Source organism: Kitasatospora sp. NPDC058048, assembly GCF_042885555.1.
Lineage (GTDB): Bacteria > Actinomycetota > Actinomycetes > Streptomycetales > Streptomycetaceae > Kitasatospora > Kitasatospora lactacystinica.
In genome coordinates, this window is sequence record NZ_JBHVRT010000017.1 from 105,683 (window position 1) to 129,078 (window position 23,396).

The 23,396-nt window shown below is 72.6% G+C and carries 25 protein-coding genes and 1 pseudogene; 20 read left to right on the forward strand and 6 right to left on the reverse strand.

Going from position 1 to position 23,396, the window contains the following annotated elements; translation table 11 throughout:
- Positions 1-2: 2 nt before the first annotated feature.
- The 4 genes from ACFVVA_RS19665 (at position 3) to ACFVVA_RS19680 (ending at position 6,562) form a co-directional block, all read left to right on the forward strand.
- A complete protein-coding gene (locus ACFVVA_RS19665) occupies positions 3-3,065 on the forward strand; it encodes an FAD-binding and (Fe-S)-binding domain-containing protein (protein WP_387691105.1) in 3,063 nt (1,020 codons plus the stop codon).
- 3 nt (positions 3,066-3,068) lie between these two features.
- Positions 3,069-3,584, forward strand: coding sequence for a DUF1360 domain-containing protein (locus ACFVVA_RS19670; protein ID WP_387691107.1), 516 nt, complete (start codon positions 3,069-3,071; stop codon positions 3,582-3,584).
- Positions 3,581-4,684 (forward strand): enolase C-terminal domain-like protein, encoded by a 1,104-nt coding sequence (locus ACFVVA_RS19675; RefSeq protein WP_387691109.1) that lies wholly within the window; start codon positions 3,581-3,583, stop codon positions 4,682-4,684. Before ACFVVA_RS19670 ends, ACFVVA_RS19675 begins: the two co-directional genes overlap by 4 nt.
- Positions 4,685-4,807: 123 nt before the next feature.
- Complete coding sequence (locus tag ACFVVA_RS19680; protein ID WP_387691111.1) at positions 4,808-6,562, forward strand: glycoside hydrolase family 15 protein; 1,755 nt, start codon at positions 4,808-4,810, stop codon at positions 6,560-6,562.
- Between the two features lie 310 nt (positions 6,563-6,872).
- On the opposite strand, the gene ACFVVA_RS19685 is transcribed toward ACFVVA_RS19680, so the two are convergent.
- Positions 6,873-7,028 (reverse strand): DUF6131 family protein, encoded by a 156-nt coding sequence (locus ACFVVA_RS19685; RefSeq protein WP_380460921.1) that lies wholly within the window; start codon positions 7,026-7,028, stop codon positions 6,873-6,875.
- Between the two features lie 143 nt (positions 7,029-7,171).
- On the opposite strand from ACFVVA_RS19685, the gene ACFVVA_RS19690 reads away from it, so the two are divergent.
- From ACFVVA_RS19690 to ACFVVA_RS19700, 3 genes are all read left to right on the forward strand, one after another.
- Entirely contained in the window at positions 7,172-8,101 is a 930-nt protein-coding gene (locus ACFVVA_RS19690; protein WP_387691113.1) for a catalase-related domain-containing protein, read from the forward strand.
- 286 nt (positions 8,102-8,387) lie between these two features.
- Entirely contained in the window at positions 8,388-9,344 is a 957-nt protein-coding gene (locus ACFVVA_RS19695; RefSeq protein ID WP_387691115.1) for a TIGR03557 family F420-dependent LLM class oxidoreductase, read from the forward strand.
- A 250-nt stretch (positions 9,345-9,594) separates the two neighbouring features.
- A complete protein-coding gene (locus ACFVVA_RS19700) occupies positions 9,595-10,320 on the forward strand; it encodes a ribonuclease BN (RefSeq protein WP_387691117.1) in 726 nt (241 codons plus the stop codon).
- Positions 10,321-10,431: 111 nt separating this feature from the next.
- Here the strand turns inward: ACFVVA_RS19700 and ACFVVA_RS19705 are convergent, their stop codons facing one another.
- Both ACFVVA_RS19705 and ACFVVA_RS19710 read right to left on the reverse strand, forming a co-directional pair.
- Entirely contained in the window at positions 10,432-10,998 is a 567-nt protein-coding gene (locus ACFVVA_RS19705) for a methyltransferase (protein WP_387691237.1), read from the reverse strand.
- Positions 10,999-11,163: 165 nt separating this feature from the next.
- The gene (locus tag ACFVVA_RS19710; RefSeq protein WP_387691119.1) at positions 11,164-11,850 is read right to left on the reverse strand and encodes an HAD family hydrolase; all 687 of its coding nucleotides are present in this window, start codon (positions 11,848-11,850) and stop codon (positions 11,164-11,166) included.
- A 120-nt stretch (positions 11,851-11,970) separates the two neighbouring features.
- On the opposite strand from ACFVVA_RS19710, the gene ACFVVA_RS19715 reads away from it, so the two are divergent.
- The 9 genes from ACFVVA_RS19715 (at position 11,971) to ACFVVA_RS19755 (ending at position 18,022) form a co-directional block, all read left to right on the forward strand.
- Positions 11,971-13,038: an SDR family oxidoreductase gene (locus ACFVVA_RS19715; RefSeq protein WP_387691121.1), complete on the forward strand. Its 1,068-nt coding sequence runs from the start codon at positions 11,971-11,973 to the stop codon at positions 13,036-13,038.
- A gap of 2 nt (positions 13,039-13,040) precedes the next feature.
- Positions 13,041-13,364 (forward strand): plasmid stabilization protein, encoded by a 324-nt coding sequence (locus tag ACFVVA_RS19720; RefSeq protein ID WP_359904079.1) that lies wholly within the window; start codon positions 13,041-13,043, stop codon positions 13,362-13,364.
- A gap of 364 nt (positions 13,365-13,728) precedes the next feature.
- Positions 13,729-14,184, forward strand: coding sequence for a hypothetical protein (locus ACFVVA_RS19725; RefSeq protein WP_387691123.1), 456 nt, complete (start codon positions 13,729-13,731; stop codon positions 14,182-14,184).
- The gene (locus ACFVVA_RS19730; RefSeq protein ID WP_387691124.1) at positions 14,181-14,471 is read left to right on the forward strand and encodes a monovalent cation/H+ antiporter complex subunit F; all 291 of its coding nucleotides are present in this window, start codon (positions 14,181-14,183) and stop codon (positions 14,469-14,471) included. Before ACFVVA_RS19725 ends, ACFVVA_RS19730 begins: the two co-directional genes overlap by 4 nt.
- A gap of 54 nt (positions 14,472-14,525) precedes the next feature.
- A complete protein-coding gene (locus ACFVVA_RS19735) occupies positions 14,526-14,828 on the forward strand; it encodes a cation:proton antiporter (RefSeq protein ID WP_387691126.1) in 303 nt (100 codons plus the stop codon).
- Entirely contained in the window at positions 14,825-15,115 is a 291-nt protein-coding gene (locus tag ACFVVA_RS19740) for a Na(+)/H(+) antiporter subunit B (RefSeq protein ID WP_387691128.1), read from the forward strand. The genes ACFVVA_RS19735 and ACFVVA_RS19740 overlap by 4 nt, the downstream gene beginning before the upstream one ends.
- Positions 15,112-15,864, forward strand: a complete 753-nt coding sequence (locus ACFVVA_RS19745; protein WP_387691129.1) for an MnhB domain-containing protein — start codon at positions 15,112-15,114, stop codon at positions 15,862-15,864. The genes ACFVVA_RS19740 and ACFVVA_RS19745 overlap by 4 nt, the downstream gene beginning before the upstream one ends.
- A complete protein-coding gene (locus ACFVVA_RS19750; RefSeq protein WP_387691131.1) occupies positions 15,864-16,211 on the forward strand; it encodes a sodium:proton antiporter in 348 nt (115 codons plus the stop codon). Before ACFVVA_RS19745 ends, ACFVVA_RS19750 begins: the two co-directional genes overlap by 1 nt.
- Before the next feature lie 2 nt (positions 16,212-16,213).
- Complete coding sequence (locus ACFVVA_RS19755) at positions 16,214-18,022, forward strand: complex I subunit 5 family protein (protein ID WP_387691133.1); 1,809 nt, start codon at positions 16,214-16,216, stop codon at positions 18,020-18,022.
- Positions 18,023-18,036: 14 nt separating this feature from the next.
- Here the strand turns inward: ACFVVA_RS19755 and ACFVVA_RS19760 are convergent, their stop codons facing one another.
- On the reverse strand, positions 18,037-18,408 hold the full coding sequence (locus ACFVVA_RS19760) for a low affinity iron permease family protein (RefSeq protein WP_387691135.1): 372 nt from the start codon (positions 18,406-18,408) through the stop codon (positions 18,037-18,039).
- Positions 18,409-18,782: 374 nt separating this feature from the next.
- On the opposite strand from ACFVVA_RS19760, the gene ACFVVA_RS19765 reads away from it, so the two are divergent.
- Entirely contained in the window at positions 18,783-18,905 is a 123-nt protein-coding gene (locus ACFVVA_RS19765; protein WP_387691137.1) for a hypothetical protein, read from the forward strand.
- Positions 18,906-18,913: 8 nt separating this feature from the next.
- A complete protein-coding gene (locus ACFVVA_RS19770; protein WP_387691139.1) occupies positions 18,914-19,150 on the forward strand; it encodes a DUF6296 family protein in 237 nt (78 codons plus the stop codon).
- A 176-nt stretch (positions 19,151-19,326) separates the two neighbouring features.
- On the opposite strand, the gene ACFVVA_RS19775 is transcribed toward ACFVVA_RS19770, so the two are convergent.
- A complete protein-coding gene (locus ACFVVA_RS19775; RefSeq protein ID WP_387691140.1) occupies positions 19,327-21,408 on the reverse strand; it encodes a YbdK family carboxylate-amine ligase in 2,082 nt (693 codons plus the stop codon).
- 174 nt (positions 21,409-21,582) lie between these two features.
- Between ACFVVA_RS19775 and ACFVVA_RS19780 the strand changes: the two genes are divergently transcribed.
- On the forward strand, positions 21,583-22,239 hold the full coding sequence (locus ACFVVA_RS19780) for a HemK2/MTQ2 family protein methyltransferase (protein WP_387691142.1): 657 nt from the start codon (positions 21,583-21,585) through the stop codon (positions 22,237-22,239).
- A complete protein-coding gene (locus ACFVVA_RS19785) occupies positions 22,223-22,480 on the forward strand; it encodes a CDGSH iron-sulfur domain-containing protein (RefSeq protein WP_387691144.1) in 258 nt (85 codons plus the stop codon). Before ACFVVA_RS19780 ends, ACFVVA_RS19785 begins: the two co-directional genes overlap by 17 nt.
- A gap of 21 nt (positions 22,481-22,501) precedes the next feature.
- Here the strand turns inward: ACFVVA_RS19785 and ACFVVA_RS19790 are convergent.
- Positions 22,502-23,068, reverse strand: a pseudogene (locus ACFVVA_RS19790) (hypothetical protein); the annotation flags it as partial.
- Positions 23,069-23,396: the final 328 nt, after the last annotated feature.

The window sequence follows — 23,396 nt, forward strand, 5'->3', positions numbered from 1 at the left end:
CGGTGTCCGGGCGCCAGGAGGTGGATCTGGCCGCACTCGAGCGGGCCCTGCGGACCGAGGTGGACGGCGAGGTCCGCTTCGACGCGGGCAGCCGCGGCGCGTACGCCACCGACGGCTCCAACTACCGCCAGGTCCCGCTCGGCGTGGTCGTGCCCCGCACGGTCGAGGCCGGCGCTGCCGCAGTGGGTGTCTGCTCCCGGTTCGCCGCCCCGGTGCTGTCCCGCGGAGGCGGTACCAGTCTCGGGGGGCAGTGCACCAACGAGGCGGTGGTCATCGACTGGACCAAGTACTGCAACCGCCTGGTCTCGGTGGACCCCACAGCACGGACCTGTGTGGTCGAGCCGGGCATCGTCCTGGACGAACTCAACCTCCAACTCGCTCCGCACGGGCTCATGTTCGGGCCGAAGCCGTCCACGCACAGCCACTGCGCGCTGGGCGGCATGATCGGCAACAACAGCTGCGGGGCGTCCGCCCAGGCCTACGGCAAGACCGCCGATAACGTCCACCGCCTGGAAGTCCTCACCTACGAAGGCACCCGGTTCTGGGCCGGCCCCACCAGCGAGGACGAGTACGCGCGGATCGCGGCCGAAGCCGGACCGCGCGCCCGGCTCTACCAAGGGCTGCGGGACATCACCGGGCGCCACCTGGCCGAGATCCGGCGTGGGTACCCGAAGATCCCGCGCCGGGTCTCCGGCTACAACCTGGACGCCCTGCTACCGGAGCACGGTTTCGACGTGGCCCGCGCCTTGGTCGGCAGCGAGGGAACCCTGGTGACGCTCCTGCACGCCGAACTGCACCTGGTCGAGGTGCCGGCGGCGGAGGCCCTGCTGGTCCTGGGCTTCGACGACATCTACAAGGCCGCCGACGCCGTCCCCGACCTGCTCGAGCACAGCCGCCCCACCCAGCTGGAGGCCATCGACGGGCGCATGGCGCAGCTGATGCGCGAGGAGCACGCCTACCTGGACTCGCTGGAGAGCCTGCCCGAGGGCGACAGCTGGCTGCTGGTCCAGTTCACCGGCGACACGAAGCAGGAGGCGGACGCGCGGGCGTACGAGCTGCTGGGGGCGATCGGCCGCGACGAGGGCGACCCGTCGGTGGCGCTGTCCGACGATCCCCCGCGGGAGCAGGAGATGCTCAGGGCCCGCGAGGCGGGTCTGGGCGTGACCGCCCGCCCGCCGGACGGCTCCGAGACGTGGGAGGGCTGGGAGGACTCCGCCGTCGCCCCGGAGAAGCTCGGTGACTACCTGCGCGACCTGGAGCGGCTGTTCGACCGGTACGGCTACCAGCAGGCCTCCCTGTACGGGCACTTCGGGCAGGGCTGCGTCCACACCCGGATCCCGTTCGAGCTGCGCGAGGGCAAGGGCATCGAGGCGTTCCGGGCGTTCCTGTTCGACGCGGCCGACCTGGTCGCCTCCTACGGCGGTTCCTTGTCGGGTGAGCACGGTGACGGGCAGGCCCGCGGCGAACTCCTGCCCCGCATGTTCGGCCCCGCGCTCGTGGAGGCGATGGGCGAGGTCAAGGCCCTGTTCGACCCGGGCGACCGGATGAACCCCGGCAAGGTGGTCCACCCCCACCGCGTCGACGAGAACCTGCGCCTGGGCGCCGGCTGGCGGCCCCAACCGCAGCGGACGCACTTCGCGTATCCCGATGACGGCCACGACTTCACCCGCGCGGTACTGCGCTGCGTGGGCATCGGCAACTGCCGCACCCACCAGGGCGGGGTGATGTGCCCCTCCTACCGGGCGACGGGCGAGGAGGAGCACTCCACCCGCGGCCGGGCACGGCTGCTGTTCGAGATGCTCGGCGGCCACGACGACTCCCCGGTCACCGGCGCATGGCGCTCCACCGAGGTCCGCGACGCACTGGACCTGTGCCTGGCCTGCAAGGGCTGCAAGTCCGACTGCCCGGTCGGCGTCGACATGGCCACCTACAAGGCCGAGTTCCTCGCCCACCACTACCAGGGCCGCGTGCGCCCGGCCGCCCACTACGCGATGGGCTGGCTCCCGCTGTGGGCACGGCTGGCCCGCACGGCGCCGGGCCTGGCCAATGCCGCCCTGCACGCCCCCGGCCTCGCACGGTTGGGAAAGCGGATGGCCGGCATCGACCCGCGCCGCGCCGCACCTCTCTTCGCCGCCGAATCGTTCCAGGAAATCCGGCATCGGCAGGGCTGGGCGGAGCCCGATCCGCGCGATCCGCGCACCGTCCTGCTCTGGCCGGACACCTTCACCAACCACTTCCAGCCGCACGTGGCCGACGCCGCCGTCCGCGTCCTGGAGGACGCCGGCTTCCACGTCGCCGTACCCGAGGGGCCGGTGTGCTGCGGCCTGACCTGGATCTCCACCGGGCAGCTCGCCACCGCCCGTCGCGTCCTCGAACGCACCATCCGGACCCTGCGCCCATGGCTGGAGGCCGGCACCCCGATCATCGGGCTCGAACCCTCCTGCACCGCGGTCTTCCGCGCGGACGCCCCCGACCTGCTCGACGGCGACCAGGACATCGCCCGCCTGGCCGCGCAGACGCGCACCTTCGCCGAACACCTCGTCAACCACACCCCCCACGGCTGGCAACCGCCCCGGATCGGCCGGGCGGCGACCGTGCAGACCCACTGCCACCAGCACGCCGTCCTCGGCACCGACCCCGACCGGGAGCTGATGCGCCGCGCGAGCCTGGACGCGAATGTGCTCGACGCGGGCTGCTGCGGCCTGGCCGGCAACTTCGGCTTTGAGCAAGGTCACTACGACCTGTCCCAGGCCATTGCCGAGCAAGGCGTCCTCCCGGCCGTGCGCGACACCGCCCCCGGCGCCTTCGTCCTGGCCGACGGCTTCAGCTGCCGCACCCAGATCGAACAGTCCTCAACCGGACGGCTGGCCGTGCACGTGGCCGAGGCCCTCGCCCTGGCGCTGGACGGGCCGCTGCCCGCCGACCATCCCGAGAAGACGATCCCGCGCCCGCAACCCCGCGACGCGGTGGCCGGCCTGCTGACCGCAGGTGTCGCGGGCGCGATGACAGGCCTGGCGGCGGCCGGTGCTGCCGCCGTGCGGCGCCATCGCGCCAGGAGGAGGTAGACCATGCGGTCCCTGCACGAGCGGCTCCACCGCGAAGCCCGCGCCTACACCGGCGACAACGACCGCCCGCTCGCGGCCTACACCGGTCTCATGGCCCTTTACGCCACCGCGGTGCTCGGCACCGCCGCAGCCGCCCGGGTCTTTCGCCGAGAGCTGCCCTGCCCGACTCCGTGGGACGTCGCCCTGAACGCGCTGGCCACCCATCAGCTCTCCCGCCTGATCGCCAAGGACCCGGTCACCAGCCCGCTGCGCGCGCCGTTCACCCGCTTCGAAGGCACATCCGGCCCGGCCGAGTTGGAGGAGGACGTGCGCGGCACCGGAGCCCGTAAGGCCGTCGGCGAGCTGGTCACCTGCCCGTTCTGCACCGGCCTGTGGGTCGCCACCGCAGGCACTGCCGGGTCCGTCTTCGCCCCGCGCGCCACCAGGCTCGCCACCGCCACCCTGGCCGCCCTGGCCGGCGCCGACTTCCTGCAGTTCGCCCGCGCCGCCGCCCAGCACGCGGCCGACGAGACGCCATGACCGTCGCCGACACCGTGGAGGCCCTGCACGTGCAGGTCCTCGACGTCCCCACCGACACTCCGGAAGCCGACGGCACTCTCGCCTGGGACTCCACCACCATGATCCTCGTCGGTGCCCGCAGCGGGGACACCACTGGCCTGGGCTGGACCTACGGCGCCCCCGCCACCGCCCAGGTGATCACCGGGCACCTCCGGGACACGGTCATCGGCCGCCCGGCGTTCGACGTCCCGGCCGCCAACGAGGCGATGAGCCGCACGGTGCGCAACGTCGGCCGCCCGGGGCTGGTCGCCGGCGCGATCTCAGCCGTCGACATCGCCCTCTGGGACCTCAAGGCCCGCCTGCTCGGCCTGCCCCTGGTCGACCTGCTCGGCGCCGCCCGCCGCGAGGTTCCCCTCTACGGCAGCGGTGGCTTCACCACCTACACCGACCGGCAACTCGCCGAGCAGCTCGCGGGCTGGGTCGAACAGGGCTTCCACCGATTCAAGATCAAGATCGGCGAGAGCTGGGGTCGCCGGGAACGGCGCGACCTGGAACGCACCGAGCAGGCCCGGCAGGCGGTCGGCGACGACGCCGCCCTGTACGTGGACGCGAACGGCGCCTACACCCGCAAACAGGCCGTCCGCGTCGGACGGGCGCTGGCCGGCCTGGGGGCGAGCTGGTTCGAGGAGCCCGTCTCCTCCGATGACCTCACCGGCCTCGCCCACGTCCGCGACGCCGTCACCTGCGACGTCGCGGCCGGCGAGTACGGATACGACCTGCCCTACTTCGCCCGCATGGCCTCGGCCGTGGACTGCCTGCAGGCGGATGTCACCCGCTGCGGCGGCATCACCGTTTGGCTGCGCGCAGCGGCCCTGGCCCAGGCCCACGGACTCCAACTGTCCGGACACTGCGCCCCGCACGTCCACGCACACGCTGCGGCCGCCGTGCCGAACCTGCGGCACCTGGAATGGTTCCACGACCACGTCCGGATCGAGAACCTCCTCTTCGAGGGAACCCTCAGCCCGGACGGGGGACTGGTCCGCCCGGGCCACAGCGGGGAGCCAGGCCTCGGCCTGGCCCTCCGCACCGAGGTGGCGGAGCGCTACCGTGTCCGCGCCTGAGGAGACCCGGCTCGCTCTCGACGACGGCCGCCGGCCTCCGCAGACCGTGCACGTTCCCGGCGCTCCGCGTCCATCCGGCCGCGGACACGCGGCCCGCACCGCTGTACCCCAGGAGACGAGAACGTGACCGCCCCCATCGAGGGCTCTCCCGCCCCTCACGCCCTGCGTGACTACGCCCTGCTCGCGGACGGCGAGCGCGGCGCCCTGGTCGGACCGCGCGGTGACATCGTGTGGATGTGCGCACCCACCTGGGACAGCGACGCCGTCTTCGCCACCCTGATCGGTGGCCCGGGCTGGTACACCGTCACCCCCACGGACCCGTTCGTCTGGGGCGGCTACTACGAGAGCGGCAGCCTCATCTGGCGCAGCCGCTGGATCACCATCACCGGCGTCGTCGAATGCCGCGAAGCCCTCGCCTACCCCGGCGACCGGCACCGTGCGGTGGTGCTGCGCCGGATCCTGGCGGTCGACGGCGACGCCCGCCTCGACGTCCACCTGCACCCGGCCCCCGGATTCGGCACACACCGGCTGCGCAAGGTGCGCCGGGACGGGCAGGGGCGTTGGACGGCACGGGCCGGAAAACTGTATGTGCGCTGGAGCGGAGCGCCCGACGCCCGGCCGGGCGATGCGGCGCTGTCCGCCATGATGCGTCTGGAGACCGGTGAGCACCACGACCTCGTCCTGGAGATCTCCGATCGGCCCCTGCCCGAACCGGAGGCGGCCGACGTGCTGTGGCGGTCCACCGAAGCGGCCTGGACCGCGCGCGTGCCCGACCTAGCGAACACGCTGGGCCGGCGCGACGCCCGGCACGCCTACAGCGTCCTGGCCGGCCTCACAGGTCCCGGAGGCGGCACGGTGGCAGCGGCCACCACCAGCCTGCCCGAACGCGCCGAGACGGGCCGCAACTACGACTACCGGTACGTGTGGATCCGCGACCAGGCCTACATCGGCCAGGCCGTCGCCGCCGCGGGGCCGCACGCGCTGCTGGACGAGTCCGTACGGTTCGTCACCGCCCGTCTGCTCGAACACGGTCCGGCTCTCGCGCCCGCCTACACCGTGACCGGTGCGGCGGTACCCGACCAGCGCACCCTCGACCTGCCCGGCTACCCAGGTGGCTTCGACGTCGTCGGCAACCACGTCAACCGCCAGTTCCAGCTCGACGTGTTCGGGGAGAGCCTGCTGCTGCTTGCCGCCGCCGCCCGCCACGACCGGCTCGACCCCGACGGCTGGCACGCCGCGCTCACCGCCGCCGACGTGATCGCCACCCGGCATCGCGAGCCGGACGCCGGGATCTGGGAACTGCACGACGACCGGTGGGCGCACAGCCGCCTGATCTGCGCGGCCGCCCTTCGAGCGATCGCCGCCGCAGCACCCCGGGCCGGCAGCGGGCGCGCCGCCGGCTGGCAGGCGCTGGCGGATGCGATCCTCGCGGAGACCTCCGCCGACTGCCTGCATCCCACCGGCCGGTGGCAGCGCTCCCCGACCCGGACGGGCGTGGACGCGGCCCTGCTGCTGCCCGCCATCCGCGGCGCCCTGCCTCCCGAAGACCCGCGCACCGTCGCTACCCTGCGAGCGGTGCGCGCCGATCTCGTGCAGGACCACTACGTCTACCGGTTCCGCCACGACAGGAGGCCTCTTCAGGACGCCGAGGGCGCCTTCCTGCTGTGCGGATTCGTCATGGCCCTGGCGGAGCATCAGCAGCACAACGACGTGGATGCGGTGCGCTGGTTCGAACGCAACCGTGCAGCCTGCGGTCCGCCCGGCCTCTATGCGGAGGAGTTCGACGTCGCCCAACGCCAGCTGCGCGGCAACCTGCCCCAAGCGTTCGTTCACGGGTTGATGCTCGAAGCCGCCGCCACGCTCGCACCCGGTCACTGAGCCCGTTGTGATCCGCCTCACCCGCACGCTGCAGCAGCGACGGTGCCGCTGGCGAGTCCCGGCGGCATCGTCCTGCCTGCGGCGGCATCGTCCTGCCTGCGCCCCTGACGGATGCGGAAAGGCTCGTGTCACCGGCAGCAAGGCGACCGGAGTCGGCACGGCCGGCGTCGACGCCAGGTCATTGACCAACGGAGAACCGGTGCAGGCACACGGCCTGAACCGAACCGTCCACGTGTGCGGCGTATGGCTGGTGTCGTGGCCCAGCAGGGCTGCGCTGCCTCCACAGGGCCAGTGGCTGGTTCGCTGGTGCCTACCAGTAGTGGCGGCGGCCGCCGACCTCGTGGCCGACCGCGCCCATGATCCACAGGATGAGGCCGATGAGGGCCAGGACGATGCCGATGGTCCACAGGATGCCGATTCCGGTGACGAATCCGATGACAAGGAGGATGACTCCGAGGACGATCACCATGACCTCCGTTTCTTCCCCCTCCTCCGATGCGGTCCTTCGCCGATGCGGAGGAAATGCTGCACTTGCTTTCGCGGGTGCCCGGTTTGGGGGCGGGATATCAGCCGCGATGGCGCGACTCCCGGGTTCGGCGCACTACCGAGGTGCACACCAACCAGCGCGACGGCTACGGCCAGCAGGTGATCCACCCCGGGACGAGCTACGCGCCGAACTCGGTCGGCGGTGGATGCCCGGCCACCCTGGGTGGCAGCCGACTGTCCGAGGGTGTGTTCGAGCACTACCAGGAGCAGGTCGACGGCCGTGCGATCCGTCGCCGCAGCCCCAGCTTCGCCGACCACTACAGTCAGGCCGCGCTGTTCTGGCGCAGTATGGCCGACTGGGAGCGGGAGCACATCATCGCCGTGTTCTCCTTCGAGCTCGGCAAGGTCGGGGACCAGGTCGTGCGGCGCCGGATGGTTGCGAATCTGACCCGCGTGGACGAGGAGCTTGCTGTGGAGGTCGCCTGCCGTATCGGCGAGCCCGCGCCCGATCGGTCCCGCGAGAAGGGCGAGGCCGAAACAGCAGCAGGGGAGCGGGTCTCGCCCGCGCTGAGCCTGGAGAACCTGCGCGGTACGGGCATCCGAACCCGCAAGGTCGCCGTCCTGGTGGCGCAGGGCGTGGACGCCGCCCAGGTGCGTGCCGCGCGCACCGGCCTGCAGGCCGAGGGTGCCACGGTGGAGACTCTGGCCCGGCACGGCGGGAGCGTGGGCGGCAGCAACGGCCAAGACGTGGAGGTCGACCGGGCGTTGGCGACCACTGCCTCGGTGCTGTACGACGCCGTGGTCGTCCCGGACGGCACAGAGGACGCGCTCGTCGTGAATCCGGACGCCGTCCGGTTCGTCAACGAGGCACTGCGGCACGGCAAACCGGTGGCCGCGCTCGGCACCGGCGCGGCGCTCGTGCGGGCCGCAGGGGCCCCCGGCGCGGAGCACATCGCCGGAGTTGCCCTCGGTGGCCCGGACCGGCAGCCCGGCCCCTTGTACTGGGACGACTTCGTCCGCCTGATCGAACAGCACCGGTTCCCACAGCGCTGAACCCGAGCCGAATCGCCTGGGAGACCCGCCCGTCCTGGAGGAGTCCCGGTCCCGCTGCGCGGGCAGGCCTGGACGTATGGCGCCAACTGGCCGTCCGTACTCGTCGGGGCGAGGCCAGTGGGCTCTGCCCGTTCGCCGGCTTAACCCGTTCGCGGTCGAGTCCGGTGGCCGTGCGGCGCTGTCAGGGACCACTCGAAGGACCTTCGGCCTAGCGTGGTGGCGGCAGTGCCCGGGTGGCCGCCGCCTCCCGAACGGGGGAGGACGTTCACGAAGGAGCAGATTCCGATTGACCGAGTACGGCTACTTCCTGTCGTGTGAGGAGTTCTCCCCAGCGGAGCTGATCAACCAGGCCCGCCGTGCGCAGCAGGCCGGGTTCACCCGATTGGCGGTCTCCGATCACTTCCATCCGTGGAACGACGCACAGGGCAACAGCGCGTTCGTGTGGTCGGTGATCGGGGCGTTGTCGCAGGCCGTCTCGCTGCCGGTCACCACGCTGGTGACCTGTCCGACGGTTCGGCTGCATCCGGCGGTGACCGCGCAGGCCGCCGCCACCTCCAGCGTTCTGCTGGATGGGCGCTTCGCTCTCGGTGTCGGGACGGGGGAGGCGTTGAACGAGCACATCCACGGCGATGCGTGGCCGTCGTTCGAGGTGCGGGCCGAGATGCTGGAGGAGGCCGTCGAGGTGATGCGCAAGTTGTTCACCGGTGAACCGGTCAGCCACAGCGGCCGGCACTACACCGTCGACAACGCCCGCCTCTACACCGCCCCGGACCAGCAGCCACCGGTGTACGTTTCCGCCTTCGGGCCGAAGGCCGCCGAACTGGCCGGCCGGATCGGGGACGGGTTCGTCACCATGACCCCGGACGCCGACCTCGTGGGTGCGTTCCGGGAGGCCGGGGGCCAGGGCAAGAAGGTGGTGGGCGGCGTGAAGGTGTGCTGGAGCAGCAACCGGGAAGCGGCCGTGGACGTGGTGCACCGGCTGTGGCCGACCGAGCTGCTGCCCGGCGAACTCGCCCAGCTCCTGCCCACCCCGGCGCATTTCGAACAGGCAAGTCAGCTCGTCACCCGCGACATGGTCGCCGACGAGGTCACCTGCGGTGACGATGTGGAGGAGCACGTGGAGACAACGCGTGCATATGCGCGCGCCGGGTTCGACGAGGTCTACGTCGGACAGATCGGCCCCGATCAGGAGGTCTTCTTCGACGCCTACCGTGAGCTGGTCCTGCCCGCCCTGAACCGCTGACCGGGGCCGTCCAATCTATGGCGTCCGGCCCCGGCAGGTGCCCCCTTCGGGCGCAGACGCCTTCGGGAGGCCGAGGTGGTTGCGGTGGCACAGCAAGGTACTTCGCGGCGCCGGGACGTTCGGCGCTGGCCGGATGCCTCAGGTTCTGGCGCTTGACCGGCGTGCGAAGGCGTGCCCTGTGAGAGCGGCCTGGCACCGGTTGCGCTCTGTGTGCGGGCGCGCGTGGGGGCGCGGGCGGGAGATCGAGCTGATGCAGCGTTCGCTGGCCTTCGCCGCGCTGTTCTTCGTGACCCTGGTGCCGCTGCTCATGGTCATCGCGGCGGCCTCCCCTGCCCGCGGCAACGGGATCGCCCAGTGGATCACCGACGGCCTGGGGCTGTCGCCACGCGGTGGCCAGGCCGTCGAGACGCTGTTCACTTCACGCGGGCAGGTCCTCAGCACGACCACCGGGTTCAGCCTCGCCGCGCTGGCCTTCTTCGGCGTCTCGCTGACGGGTGCGATGCAGGGCGCCTACGAGCGGATCTGGGGCCTGCCGCGAGGACCGTGGCACCGGGTGTGGCGCCAAGTCGTCGCGCTGGCCGGGCTGACCGGCTATCTCGTCCTCGCGGCGTGGAGCGGCGTGCCGTGGCGGCATGCTGCCGTCCAACCGACCCTGCGGATCCTCGCCACGGTGCTGGGAGGTCTGCTGCTGTTCTGGTGGCTTCCGCGCTTTCTGCTCGGGGCCCGAGCCCCGCGGCGGGGACTGGTGCCCGGGGCGGTGGCCACGATGGTCGCCCTGGCCGGCCTCCGGCTGTTCTCCCGGCTGGTCTTCGCCCCGTTGCTGGTCTCCAACGCCGTCTCCTACGGCACGGTCGGCGCGGTCCTGGTGGTCCAGTCCTGGCTGATCGGGGTGGGCTTCACCGTGTACGGCGGAAGTATTGTGGGGTGGGCGCTGGCCGGCGGCGACCAGTCAGCCGCCGATGACGGTGGTGAGTGACCGGAGCTGGGCTTGTGGTTCATCCGAGTTCCGGTCGAACGCTCGTTGCTGTGGGCCGTCCAGCAGCAGTGGCACCCGGAACGTGATGCCCGCAGGCGGGCGAGGTCGGATCTAGAGAGCGGGGCGGCGAGCCGCCACGAGGTCGGATCCGGGCGCCTGCACAACGTGCAGTCCTGCGGCTTCGAGTTCCTCGGTGAGCCGCTCGGGCGGGGCAGGCCACACGTCGAACGCCTCCCGGGCCTCGCGCAGGAGTGCCCGCTCTCGCTCGACGCGGTAGGTGAAGACCACGCGCAGGACCCCGCGATGGGGCCGGCGGGTGACGTCGGCGCTGTACAGGTCGGGGCCGACCCGCACCGGACCGAGCCGTCCCGCCGCCTCGCACCCTCTCGGCAGGCCGGCGGGCGGCGGATCGAACAGGAGCAGGCCACCGGGCAGGAGGGCTGCCGAGATCGCCTTCCACGTGGCCCGCCTGGTCGGGGGGTCCAGACAGGCGATCACGTTGGAGGCGACGGCCAGGTCCGCCACGGCCGTCAGGCCTGCCGCCGCGAGGGGCTCGGGGTGCACGGTGACACGAGCGCGCTGGTCCGCCCCGAGGTGGGCCAGGCGCGAGAGAAGGGCGGCGCGCATGGCCGGGGCCGGTTCGACGGCGTGGACGGGCACATTGGAGGCGCGCAGCAGGACTTCGGTGGCAGTGCCGGTCCCGGCGCCGACATCAAGGACCGCGTGGCGGCCGCGGCGAAGCGCCGCTCGGCCAGACGGCGGTCGGTCTCGGCCTGCAGGAGATCGTAGAACTCTGCGGAGACCGCGTACCCGCCGTCGGGGGAGTCGTCCACGGCTGTGCGCTCAGCCGCGTACGGGCTGGAAGTGCGTCGGGTCCGCGAGGGCGCTGGAATCGAGGCGGGCGAGGAGTTCGCCGACATCGGTGTGCACCTCGAGGGCTCCGGCCGAGCGCAGGGCCCGCTCGCCGAAGCCGCCGGAGAGCACCGCCACGCAGGTGACCCGGGCCCCGGCGGCGGCCTGGACGTCCCACGGGGTGTCGCCGACGAACAGCGCCTCGCCCGGCCTGGCGCCGGACGTGGCCAGAGCAGCGTGGACGAGGTCGGGGGCGGGCTTGCTGGCCTCGACGTCGTCCGCACAGGTGGCGTGATCGATCGCGTCGTCGGCGGCCAGCACCCTGCGCATCGCTTCCAGGTCACGCCCCGAGGCGGAGGAGGCGAGGGTGATCGTCCAGCCGCGCCGTCTCAGTTCCCGCAGCAGGTCGCCGGCGCCGTCGAACGGCCGCAGGCGCGGCCAGAACCGGGCGAAGAGCGCTTGGTGCGCCGCGCTGATCGCCTCGTCCTGGCCGTGGTCGCGGCGGTCGCCCAGCACGTGGTCGAGGAGCTGGTCGCCGCCCATGCCGATCGCCCCGTGGACGCGGGCCATCGCCGGGGCGTGGCCGAATTGGGCGAGCGCCTCGGTCCAGGCGACGGTGTGCCAGTAACTGGTGTCGAGCAGTGTGCCGTCGACATCGAACAGTGCTGCGGCCGGCATCGAAGCCTCCCTGACTCACGCCCCCGGCATGTCCACCCTGTCGACGCTACGGCCCGACGACCGGCCACGCACGTGGCGTCGGGCCGTTTGCCCCGCTGTTTCCGGGAAACCCGAAGCAGTATGGAAACTGCCTGCCGGACCGTCGTCATCACTGGGGCCAGCGGCGGCATCGGCCGTGCGACCGCCGAGGCGTTCGCCGCCCGCGGGGACCGGCTCGCGCTGATCGCCCGCGGCCGGACCGGCCTCGAAGCGGCGGTGCGCGAGGCCGAGCGGGCCGGCGCTGCCAAGGTCATCGCCATCGAGGCCGACGTCGCCGACGCACACGCGGTGGAGGCCGCCGCCGAACGGGCCGAGGAAGAACTCGGGCCGATCGACGTGTGGGTCAACGACGCGTTCGCCTCCGTCTTCGCCCCGTTCACCGAGGTCTCCCCGGAGGAGTTCCGGCGCGTCACCGAGGTCACGTACCTCGGCTACGTCTACGCCACCCGGGCCGCCCTGGCCCGGATGCTGCCCCGGGATGCCGGGGCGATCGTGCAGGTCGGTTCGGCGATCGCCTACCGCGGCATCCCGCTGCAGAGCGCCTACAGCGGCGCCAAGCACGCCATCCAGGGCTTCAACGAGGCGCTGCGCTGCGAACTGCTCGCCTCCGGTACTCGGGTGCGGACCACGATGGTGCAGATGCCGGCCGTCAACACCCCGCAGTTCGACTGGGTCCGGTCCCGCCTGCCCCGTCGGGCGCAGCCGGTTCCGCCGATCTACCAGCCCGAGGTCGCTGCCCGCGCCGTGCTGTTCGCCGCCGACCACCCCGGGCGGCGGGAGTACTGGGTCGGCGGCAGCACGGTGGCGACCCTGGTGGCGAACGCCGTTGTGCCCGGGCTGCTGGACCGCTACCTGGCCCGCACGGGCTTCGACTCCCAGCAGGAGGACCGTCGGCGCCGCGCCACGGACCCGGACAACCTGTTCGAGCCGGTGGATGCCCGGCGGGACTTCGGGGCGCACGGCCGGTTCGATGGCCGGGCCCGGGACCGCAGCCGCCAGCAGCAGGCGGCGCACGCCCTCGGAGCCCTCGCCGACGCGCTGGGGCGCGCGGCTGGACGGGTGCAAGCCGGTTTGCCCGGTGCCGGTAGCGGGTTCCTCTCACGGATGCGGGGAACCCGCACCCCGCAGTCATCGGACAGGAGTGTGTGACCATGCCTCGCGGATCGAGTCCCAAGCGGGAGCGGCAGTACGAGCACATCAAGGACAGTGCGCTGGAGCGCGGTGAGAGCGAGAAGCGTGCCGAGGAGATCGCTGCCCGCACCGTGAACAAGGAGCGGGCCCGGCACGGGGAGTCGAAGACCGCCAGCCGCAGCTCGGTGAAGGACATGTCCTCCTCCCGTCGCGGTGGGCTGCGGTCGCACAGCGGCGCCCAGGGGCCGACGAAGGAGCAGCTCTACAACGAGGCCAGGCAGCGCAACATCCACGGGCGCTCGAAGATGAACAAGAAGGAACTCGAACACGCCCTGGGCCGATAGGAGCTGGTGAACGTGGGTACTGTTCCCGTGCCGCCCGACCCCGACGTCACCCCGGTTCCGCCGTCGCCCCCGCCGCAGCCGCCCAGCCCGCCGGCACCGGTGGAGCCACCGGTGCCGCCGGATCCGCCCGCGCCTCCCGGCTCGCCCGAACCACCCCCTGAACCGCCGGCCCCGCCCGGCCCGGGCGAGCCCACGGAGCCTGCTTCGCCGGAGCCCGGCCACCCCCGCCCGTCGGAGCCTCCCGACTGACCCGGAGGCCATGACACGGCCGGCGTTGGACAGCGCACGTGGAGGCGCCGTCTGCGTCGCGGAGCCGCCGGGTGGCCGGCAACCGAACAATGGCCCGGGGACTACAGGAGGTCCGGTGCTCGCCCGGCTGGTGGAGATCGTGATGTGGGGTGCTGTGCTGACGGGGCTGACGGTGGTGTTCATCGGCTCCGTCTCGCCCGTCGAGCTGCTGGTGGCCGTTCCTACCGCGTTGGGCGGGGCGGTCGCGGCCCGCAGGATGCGTCTGGCTGCACGCGTCCGCGTCGGAGGAGGGCGTGGCGCGGTGCGTGCGCTCCTCGCGCTGCCGGGCTCGGTCGTGCGCGGTCTGGCCGTGCTGACGGCCGCGATGGCCCCTGATCACCGAGGCGGGAGAGTTCGGCGCATTCGGCTGCGCCCCGGAGCGGGAGCCGGGTGGGCCGGCACGCTGCTCGCCGCCTCCCCGGACACCTGCGTGATCGATGTGCCCCGCGACGACGAGGTCATCGTGCACGCCCTGCGCCCGACCCCGGGACCGGTCGAGGAGGCCGTGGCCCGCACGGACGACGCGCGGTGAACGCCTGGACAGCGGCGGCCCTGGTCCTGCTCGCGATCCCGGCGCCGGCATGCCTGTGGGTCGCGACGCGAGGCACCGCGGTGCGCCGCCTGATCGGGGCGTCGATGCTGTCGACCGTGGCCGGCGCGGTGTTCCTGCTGCTCCCGATGGCGTACGACCGGTCCTCCTACCAGGATCTCGCGCTGATGCTGGCCGTCCTGGCTCCCGCCGGCACCCTCGTCTTCGCCCGCTTCGTCGCCGGCCGCCCCCACGACGCCCACCCGCACGGTTCCACGCCCGAAAACTGATGAGACCGCGCCCCGCCCGGCCGGCCACACCGGGTGCGGGGGAGGGAGTTCGGATTGACGTCACGCCATGTGATCGTGCTCGTGCTGCTGTGGGCCGGAGTGGGGTGCGTGCTGCTGTCCGCGGCCGCGGTGCTACGGCTGCGCGGAGCGCTGACGCGCCTGCACGCCCTGGCCCCGGCCTCGGTGGCCGGTGTGCCGCTGATCGCCGCGGCCGTGGCAGTCGACCAGGGACCGGGCCGGGGGGCGGCCAAGACGCTGTTCATCGGCCTGGTCTTCGCCGTCGGCGGGACGGTCACCACGATTGCCATCGGCCGTGCTACCCGCCAAGCCGAGGCCGAAGAGGTGAGCAGGCCGTGAACGCATGGCTGATCGGAGTTGTCGTCGCCTTCGTCGTCCTCGCCGCCACCACGGCGGTCCTCACCCGTGACCCGGCCCGCCAGGCGGTCGTCCTCTCCGTGCTCGGTCTGGGCCTGGCGGTGCTGTTCGCGGTGCTGCAGGCGCCCGACGTGGCCCTTTCCCAGCTCGCCGTGGGCACCGCGCTGACCCCGCTGCTGATCCTGCTGACCGTACGCAAGGTCACCCGCCGCCCCACCCGCACCAACGACCGGGCCGGTGCCGGCGACAACGGACGGGAACAGGAGTGACGGCCCGCGCCCGGCTGACGATGTTCCTGGCAGCGGCCGCCGTCATCGCCGCGTTCTTCACGGCCGCGTGCACTCACCTCCCGCCGTTCGGAACGGACAGCCACCCCTACGGGGACCGGGCGGTGGTGGCGGCGTTGGACCGGCGCACCGCCAACGTCGTCTCCGCCGTCAACTTCGACATCCGGGCCTTCGACACCCTCGGCGAGGAGTCCATCCTCTTCGGCACCGTGCTCGGGGCGACCCTGCTGCTGCGCCGGGCCCGCGACGAACGCCACCGACGCGCCGAAGCGGAGCGGGTCACGCCCACGACCCGCCTCTTCGGCGCGCTGCTGCTGCCGGTCACCCTGGTCGTGGGCGTCTACATCGTCGCGCACGGCCAGTTGAGCCCCGGCGGCGGCTTCCAGGGCGGCGTCGTCCTCGCCACCGCTCTGCACCTGGCCTACGTGGCCGCGGACTACCGGGCCCTGAAGCAACTGCGCCCGCTGGCCGTCCTCGACGTCGCGGACTCGCTCGCCGCCGCCTCCTACAGCCTCGTCGGCCTGGCCGGCCTGATCGCCGGCGGAGCGTTCCTCAAGAACGTGCTGCCGCTGGGCACCTTCAACACCATCACCTCTGGCGGCACCGTCCCGGTCCTCAACGCCGCAGTCGGCGTCGAAGTCGCCTGCGCCCTGATCGCCCTGCTCGCACACTTCCTCGACCAGGCCGTCGAACTCACCGACCCCGACCAGCAGAGAGACGGAGACACCTGATGGGAACGTGGGCCTTCCTGGCCGCCGGATGGGTCCTGCTCATCGCCCTGTACGGCCTGGTCACCAGCCGCAACCTCATCCACGCCATCGGCTGCCTCGCCGTCGCCCAGTCCTCCACCTACCTCCTGCTTCTCGCCGTCGGCTACCGGCGTGGCGCGACCGCCCCCGTCTACTCCGACCTCACCCCCGGTACCCGCCCCGTCGTCGACCCCGTCGTGCAGGCCCTCGCCCTGACCGACGTGGTCGTCGGCGCGACCGTCACCGCGTTGCTGCTCGCCCTCACCATCCAACTGCGTAAACGCCACCACACCGTCGACCCGCAGGCCCTCACCGGCCTCAAGGGTTGACCGTGACCGAAGCCGCCCTGCTGCCGCTCGCGGTGGCCATTCCCCTGCTCGGGGCGGCCCTGCTCGCCGTCGCCGGCCGCAGACTACCCCGGGTCGGCTGCGACATCCTGGCCACCACCTGCGCCGGTGCCGAGGCAGTGTGCCTCGCCCTGCTCTGGACACGCACCGACGGGCGCCTCGTTACCGCCGACCTGGGCGGCTGGCCCGCCCGCCTCGGAATCGTGCTCGCCGCCGACCCCATCGGCGCTGGACTCGCGCTGCTCGTCGCCGTCCTGGTCCTCGCGGTCGTCATCTACGCCTGGCGCTACTTCGACGAACCCACCGGCGAGCACGCCGGCACCTTCCCCGCCCTGATCCTGCTGTTCGAAGCCGGCATGGCCGGCTTCGCGCTCACCGGTGACCTGTTCAACGCCTTCGTCTTCTTCGAACTCATGGGAGCCGCCGCCTACGCCCTGACCGGCTACCGCATCGAAGACCCCCGCCCGCTCCACGGGGCGCTCACCTTCGGTATCGTCACCTCCTTCGCCGCCTACTGTTCCCTGCTCGGCATCGGCCTCCTCTACGCCCGCACCGGCGAACTCAACCTCGCCCGCCTCGGCCGGCAGCTCGCGGGCCACCACACCGACGTGCTGACCGTGGCCGCGTTCGCCCTGATCGCCACCGCCCTACTGGTCAAGGCCGCCGCCGTGCCGTTCCACTTCTGGCTGCCCGACGCGCACGCGGTGGCGCCCACCCCGGTGTGCATGCTGATGTCCGGCGCCATGGTCGAACTCGGCGTCTACGGCATCGCCCGCGTCTACTGGACCGTCTTCTCCGGCCCGGGCGGCATCCCCCACCAGGCCTTCCGCACCACCTTCACCGCGATCGGTGTGCTGACCGCACTCCTCGGCGCCCTGATGTGCTGGCAGCAGCGCCACCTCAAGCGTCTGCTCGCGTTCTCCACCATCAGCCACGTCGGCCTGTTCCTCATCGCCATCGCCCTTCTCACCCCCGACGGCGCCACCGGCACCGCGGTGTACGTCGCCGCGCACGGCCTGGTGAAGGCCGCGCTGTTCGCCCTCACCGGTGTACTTCTGGACCGCTACGGCTCCGTCGATGAACATGGCCTGCACGGCAAGGCGCGCGACCTGCGCACCGTCGGCGTGCTGTTCGTGGCCGGCGCCCTGGCCCTGGCCGGCACGCCGCCGTTCGGTACCGGCCTTGGCAAGGCCCTGAGCGAGGACGCCGCCGCCCACTGGCAGCCGTGGCTGCCCGCCGTGTTCGTCGCGGCCTCCGCCGCCACCGGCGCAGCCGCTCTCCGCGCGGCCCTGCGGATCTTCTTCGGCGCCGGCCCGGCCCCACACAGCCGACCGGACGAGGACGAGACCACCGGCGAGGGCGAGGAACCCGAGATCCGCTCCCCGCAGCGCGCCTTGCCGCACACCATGACGGTCGTCCCGGCCGGTCTGATCGGCCTCGCCGCCCTCGTCGGTTCCCTGCCCGCCATCCCCGCCGCCCTGGCCCGTGGGGCGGCCGTCTTCACCGACCCCGACGGCTACACCGCCGTCGTCCTCACCCACGCTAACACGCCGCCCGGACCCGTGCCGGTCGCAGACTGGACCGTGACCGGGGTGCTGCTGGGCCTGCTGTCCGCAGCCGTCGCTCTCGCCCTGGCCACGGCCGCCCTCCACCGGCCCGCCGCCGACCGGCACGTGGCTGCCCGAGCCCTGCGGGCGCTGCGCCGCCTGCACTCCGGACACGTCGGCGACTACCTCGCCTGGCTCGCCCTCGGCGTCGCGGTGCTGTGCGTCGCGATCGCCGCCCAGACCTGAATCCTCCCAGGCCCCTACAGCCGCTCCTCCATCCCGATGGCTGCCTTCAGATCCTCGTAAGCCTGACCGCGCTTGCCTTCGTGCTGCTCCAGCATCGCCCGGACGATCGCATCCAGCTTGCGCTGGATGGCATGCTCGGCCCGCCGCTCGGAGTTCTTCAGCATCGCCAGCAGCAACAGCGTCACCGCGCCCATCGCATCGCCCACCAGAAGCTGCCACCCGATCGGCAGCCCGGCCACGTGCACCACGACGACCGCCCCCACCAAGCACAGGCACAGCGCCGCGAACAGCGGCGAGCTGGTGAAGTTCGACGCCAGCTCCGCGAACTCCTCGAACCGCCCGCGCCGACCGTTCCCATGCTTACGAGCAGGATGCTGAAACGTCATGCCGACGCCCTCTCCGTCCGGTGCGCAAAGACAGCCGCCTCCACTGTCCACCGACACCGTCCTCGGTGGGCCGCGGGCATAGCAACACGCCACACGGGTGCCCTCCGCAGAAGACGATCGCCATCAGCCCGTCGCCCACGGCGTTGCCTGCGGACAGCCGGGGCGGCGAGGCCTCTGGGCAACGAGCATGCGGGTTGGTGGGTTACCCCGACTGGCGCGATGATCCTCAAGAGTGTCGCCGAGGCCGGTCGAGCGGTCGACTCCGGCGGCCGCGGCCGGGTGGATTCCGAGCCCATCGGCGGGGCAGGATCATAAGCGGGCGGACAGCTTCCCTCGCGCGCCTCGCCGCCTACGCTGCCGCGACCGCCCTGGTCTTGGCCGCCCCGTTCGAGCAGACCAGGCGCCTGCTGGAGATCACCGACACCCACGAGGTCTTCACCGTCCGCGACCCCGTCCGCGCCGCCCTCAGCGACGCCGGTGCCGCACCTGCAGAATGAGGCCCGCCATGGACACCGCCGAGCGCTACGCGATCACCATGCCGGGCCCACCAGGCGCGCACCGACCGCCCGAGATCGTCGTTGTCCACGCCACCGGCGACAGGACGTCCGACGGCGTCCCGATCTACGTCGACGACACCGGAACCTTCCGGGTGGAGATCCAAGCCAGTGTGGCCAGGCCCCTGGACGCCGCGACGAAAGGGCTCGGCGAGCACACCTGCCTGCAAGCCACCCCGCTGCCCTGACCACAGCATTCCCACCCGTCCTCGGCCGGGACGTCGCGGCCGTGCCCGCGCGATCATCCTCCTTTCAAGCTCCTGTGGTGCGTTGAAGCTGCTCCCCGCAGGCACGCCACCAGGGGACCGCGTCCCGATGCTCCAGTACGAAGCGCCCAGCGGGTTCAGGGAGTGGATCCCCCCGGTCAAAGCCCGGGTGCATAGGGGGCGATTCCGATGATGAGGATGTCGCGTCGCCCTTCGTCCCCGTCGTCACCGAGGCGGACCGGGCCGACGTAGTGGCTGACGCGCCGGTCGTGCACTCCGTAGCCGTCCAGCGGCTCGGTCAGCACGAAGCGGTCGTGGATCGCTTCCGGGGGCAGCGCGTCGGGTTGCCGGCCGGCGCTCTCCGGGGTGGCGATGACGTTCTCGCCGCCCTTCACGTTCCGGCGGCCGATCAGGTGGGCGAAGGTGAAGGTGGCCGGTGAACCGCCGTCCTGGTGCAGGCAATTCGGTGAGGACACCGCCTCCTGCTCCTGGTCGTGGACGCTGAGCGAGATCAGATGGATGCCGACGTAGACGGGGACGCGGTGCAGGTCCTCCAGCCACAGTGCGCGGTCCAGGTCGGCGCGGACGAGGGCGTCGAGCAGCCGGTTGCGGTGCAAGGCTTCCGGAATGTCGGGCAGCCGGCGCCGCACCCGGGGGTACTCGGGGTTGTGCTCGTCCTGCGAGTACTCCGTGACGGTGCCGAACTCCTCGTCGGGGGCGCCGGGGATGTAGGAGAGCTCGCCGGTCCAGGGCAGGTGGACGGCGTGCGAGTAGCGGCGGAAGCGGTGGGTCTCACGGGCGTACGGGTCCGGCGGCAGGTCCTGGTAGGAGTCGGCGAGCCGGGTGAAGTCCTCGGCCAGTGCCGCGGTGTCGATGCCGAGGTCGGCAGCGTTCAGGCGGACGTACCCGTCACGGCGCACCCGCCCGCCGCGCTCCGGCGGGCGTCCGTGCTGTTCCGTGCTGTCGTCCATCGGCTTCTCCGGGCGTTCGCGGGCGTCCGTGGACATGGGTCCGCGTGCCCTTCCGGCTTCCTCCACGCTGGCACATCCGTCGGGGTCGTGCCCCTGGGGGTTCTGCCGTGCGGATGACCGGGGCGGGACGGCCTGCGGGGTGGTCATGCAGTTCGCGAGGTCGTCCACGACCGCGGGCAGGCCACCGGCCCGGTGCGCGGCACGCTGGCGGTGGGCGCCGCTGCCCCGGGCGGCCAGCCGGTCGACGAAAGCGGTGACCCGTTCCAGGTCCCCCAGGCCCTCCAGCGCGGCGCCGATGTGCTCGACCAGCCTCCGTGCACGCTCCGGGGCCGGCAGGACGCGCCCGGTCAGCGCGTCCGCCCCCGGCCCAGGCCAGCCGTCGCGGGTCGCGTACCAGTACGCGCCGCGCAACAGCTCACCGCGAAGCTGCGGGCCCTTGTCGCCGCGCTCCGCCAGGCGGGCGGAGGTCACCACCAGACCGCGCACGACGGCCGCCAGGGCCACTGAGTCGGCGGACTCGGCCGGAACGTCCATGCACCGCACTTCCAGCGTCGGCAGGCGCGGGTGCGGGCGGGTGTCCCAGAACGGCAGCTCCGCGAAGGAACTCCCGCCGACCGCCGCCATCGAGGCGGCGACGCGCCGGTAGTCGTCGAAGGACTCGACCCAGGGTGGCGGCCCGAGGGAGGGGAAGCGCAGCCGCAGCACCGAGCGCCAGCTCGCGAACCGGGTGTCCCGTCCGGCGTGGAAGGGCGAGTTGGCGCTCATCTCCACCAGCAGCGGCAGCCACGGGCGCAGGTGGTTGCCGACCAGGGCCGCCACTTCGCGGTCGGGCAGGCAGACGTGGACGTGCAGGGCACAGACCGCGAAGTCGTCCATCAAGGTGCGGAACAGCCTCACCCCGTCGCGGTACCGAGGGTGGTCGCCCACCGGCACAGCGTCGCCGCCTCCGATCACGGGTGCCGCACTGGGGCACACCGTCAGGCCCTCGGCCTCGGCGCACGCGGCGAGCGTGCGGCGCAACCGAACCAGCTGGGCGGACAGCTCGCCCATCGTGGCGCACGGCGGAGTCCGCACCTCGATCTGGAGGTCCGCGAACTCACCGGACACCAGGTCCCCCAGCACGCCCGCGGAGCGGGCGGCCAGCCGCGGGCCGCCGGGAACCACGGCCCGGCTTGCGGGGTCCACGACGAAGTACTCCTCCTCCACGCCTACCGTCGGCGGCAGCTCGTGGCCGTGGCCCGTACCGCCCGGGGTGCCGCTGTCGTCCACCTCACCAGGCTCCCTCTCCTTGGTTGTGTCGGCATCACGTGGGTCCGGCGGGCGCGGCGTCAGATGTTCGGCCTCAGTGTGCGCCCCGGCTCCGTCGCGTACGGGTGCCGTGCTCACCGCTGCGGTGCCCGGTGCAGCAGGTGTGAACCGTGTCCCGTCGGGCAGCCGCTCGACATGCTGTTGATTCGCCCGCCCGGGGTCTACGCGCCCCAGGGCGACACCGAACTGCTGGCCGCCTGTGTGCGCCGGGAGCCGTTGGACGGCTCCAGCCGGGTGCTCGACCTGTGCACCGGGACCGGGGCCGTCGCTATCACGGCGGCGCGCAGCGGGGCCCTCGTCACGGCGGTGGACCTGTCCGCCAGAGCGGTGGCCGCCGCTTGGTGCAACGCCCGGCTGCACCGCGACCGGGTCCGGCTGCGCCGGGGCGACCTCCTGGCGCCGTTGCCCGGTGAGCGCTTCGACCTGGTGACCGCGAATCCCCCGTACGTCCCGACGGACCCGGCCGGGGCGGCTCCCGGCCGGGGCGCGGCGCTGGCTTGGGATGCCGGACCGGACGGACGGCTGGTCCTGGACCGGATCTGCCGGACCGTTCCCGGGGCGCTGGCCGAGGGCGGCGTGCTGCTGGTCGTGCAGTCCGCACTCGCGGACGTGCCGGCCACCCTGGCGCTCCTGCACGCAGCCGCACTGCGTACGGAGGTGGCGGCGCGACGGCGGCAGCTCTTCGGGCCCGTCATGACGGCTCGGGCTGCCCTGTTCGAGCGGCTCGGACTGATCCGGCCGGGCGAGCGCGAGGAGGAACTGGTGGTGGTGCGCGGTGTCCGCGAGCGCTGAGCGCTACGCCACCCGGCTGGTCGTCGTGCCGGGCGGCCCGTTGCTGGTCGAGGGCCCGGTGGAGGTGATCCTGCCGGACGGCACCCGGCGCCTGTCCGACCGTCCGGTGGTGGCTTTGTGCGCCTGCCGGCGCAGCCGCACGTACCCGTTCTGCGACACCAGCCACCGGCGGCACGGGCGGCCGCAGGGGGTTCGGGAGCGGGGCCCGGGCACGTCGGACGGTGCGGCCGGTGAGAGGTAAGCGGATGGACGGCCGCAGTGCTCACCGCGGCCGCCGCGCGCGTCCCGCACCGGCCGCGGCGCCGAGCAGTGCCGCACCGCCGGCCGCGCCGTGGTTCGTTTCGGAGTCGCCCGGGGACAAGAGGTTGTTTTGTTCGTCGCCGCGGCGGGGCCGGTCATCCTCCTGCTGGGCGTCGATGCCGGTGCAGGCGAGGTAGCGGTCGAGAAGGCTGGGTGCGAGCGTGTTGGCGACCAGGGTGCCAACGGTGCTGCCCCCATCCAGTGCTCCCGGTCCTCAGGTGTCTCTGCCTGGTGGGGAGGACGAAGGGGTGCCAACGGTGCTGCCCCCCATCCAGTGCTCCCGGCGCCGGGGGTGGTCGGCGGCGAACCGGACGGCGCGGGCGGCGAGTTCGGGCTGGTACACGGGCGCGGCGGGGCGAGCGTGGCCGTGCAGCCGGTTGAGCACCCAGTCGAACTGCGGGGTATTGACGGCCGGCATCTGGACCATCGTCACGCGGACCGCCGTTCCACTGGCGAGCAGCTCGTAGCAGCGCAGGGCCTCGTGCCAGCCCTGGAGGGCGTGCTTGGCGCCGCTGTAGGCGGTCCGCAGCCCGGGCACAGGACCGGCCGATGCCAGCTGTGGCTCTGTGAGGGCCCGGGTGATCCAGCCAGCCAGTGCCTATCCGGTGGCAACCCGCAGCAGGAGCAGCAGGGCCCAGCTGATGGTCAGCGCCAGCAGGAGGAGCCGGGACGGCTACCCGAACGAACCTCGAACGAATATGGAGAAAACGGTAGAAAGACCGATGAAACACGAATTCGATGTCGTGTTTGGGGTAGAAGAGTTCATGTAGCGGCTGCTGACCGATCCAGGGCCGCTCCGGCATCCGACGGGTGCCACCAGGGCCGTGCCTGAAGATGCCGGGCACGCCCCCGGGGGA

What these genes read in the sequence shown, in the direction of transcription:
- ACFVVA_RS19710 (WP_387691119.1), bottom strand. Translation starts at nt 11,850, where the DNA reads ATGCCGGCCGCAGCACTGTTCGATGTCGACGGCACACTGCTCGACACC.
- ACFVVA_RS19780 (WP_387691142.1), top strand. Translation starts at nt 21,583, where the DNA reads ATGCTGTTGATTCGCCCGCCCGGGGTCTACGCGCCCCAGGGCGACACC.
- ACFVVA_RS19675 (WP_387691109.1), top strand. Translation starts at nt 3,581, where the DNA reads ATGACCGTCGCCGACACCGTGGAGGCCCTGCACGTGCAGGTCCTCGAC.
- ACFVVA_RS19750 (WP_387691131.1), top strand. Translation starts at nt 15,864, where the DNA reads ATGGGAACGTGGGCCTTCCTGGCCGCCGGATGGGTCCTGCTCATCGCC.
- ACFVVA_RS19715 (WP_387691121.1), top strand. Translation starts at nt 11,971, where the DNA reads ATGGAAACTGCCTGCCGGACCGTCGTCATCACTGGGGCCAGCGGCGGC.
- ACFVVA_RS19770 (WP_387691139.1), top strand. Translation starts at nt 18,914, where the DNA reads ATGGACACCGCCGAGCGCTACGCGATCACCATGCCGGGCCCACCAGGC.
- ACFVVA_RS19760 (WP_387691135.1), bottom strand. Translation starts at nt 18,408, where the DNA reads ATGACGTTTCAGCATCCTGCTCGTAAGCATGGGAACGGTCGGCGCGGG.
- ACFVVA_RS19720 (WP_359904079.1), top strand. Translation starts at nt 13,041, where the DNA reads ATGCCTCGCGGATCGAGTCCCAAGCGGGAGCGGCAGTACGAGCACATC.
- ACFVVA_RS19670 (WP_387691107.1), top strand. Translation starts at nt 3,069, where the DNA reads ATGCGGTCCCTGCACGAGCGGCTCCACCGCGAAGCCCGCGCCTACACC.
- ACFVVA_RS19700 (WP_387691117.1), top strand. Translation starts at nt 9,595, where the DNA reads ATGCAGCGTTCGCTGGCCTTCGCCGCGCTGTTCTTCGTGACCCTGGTG.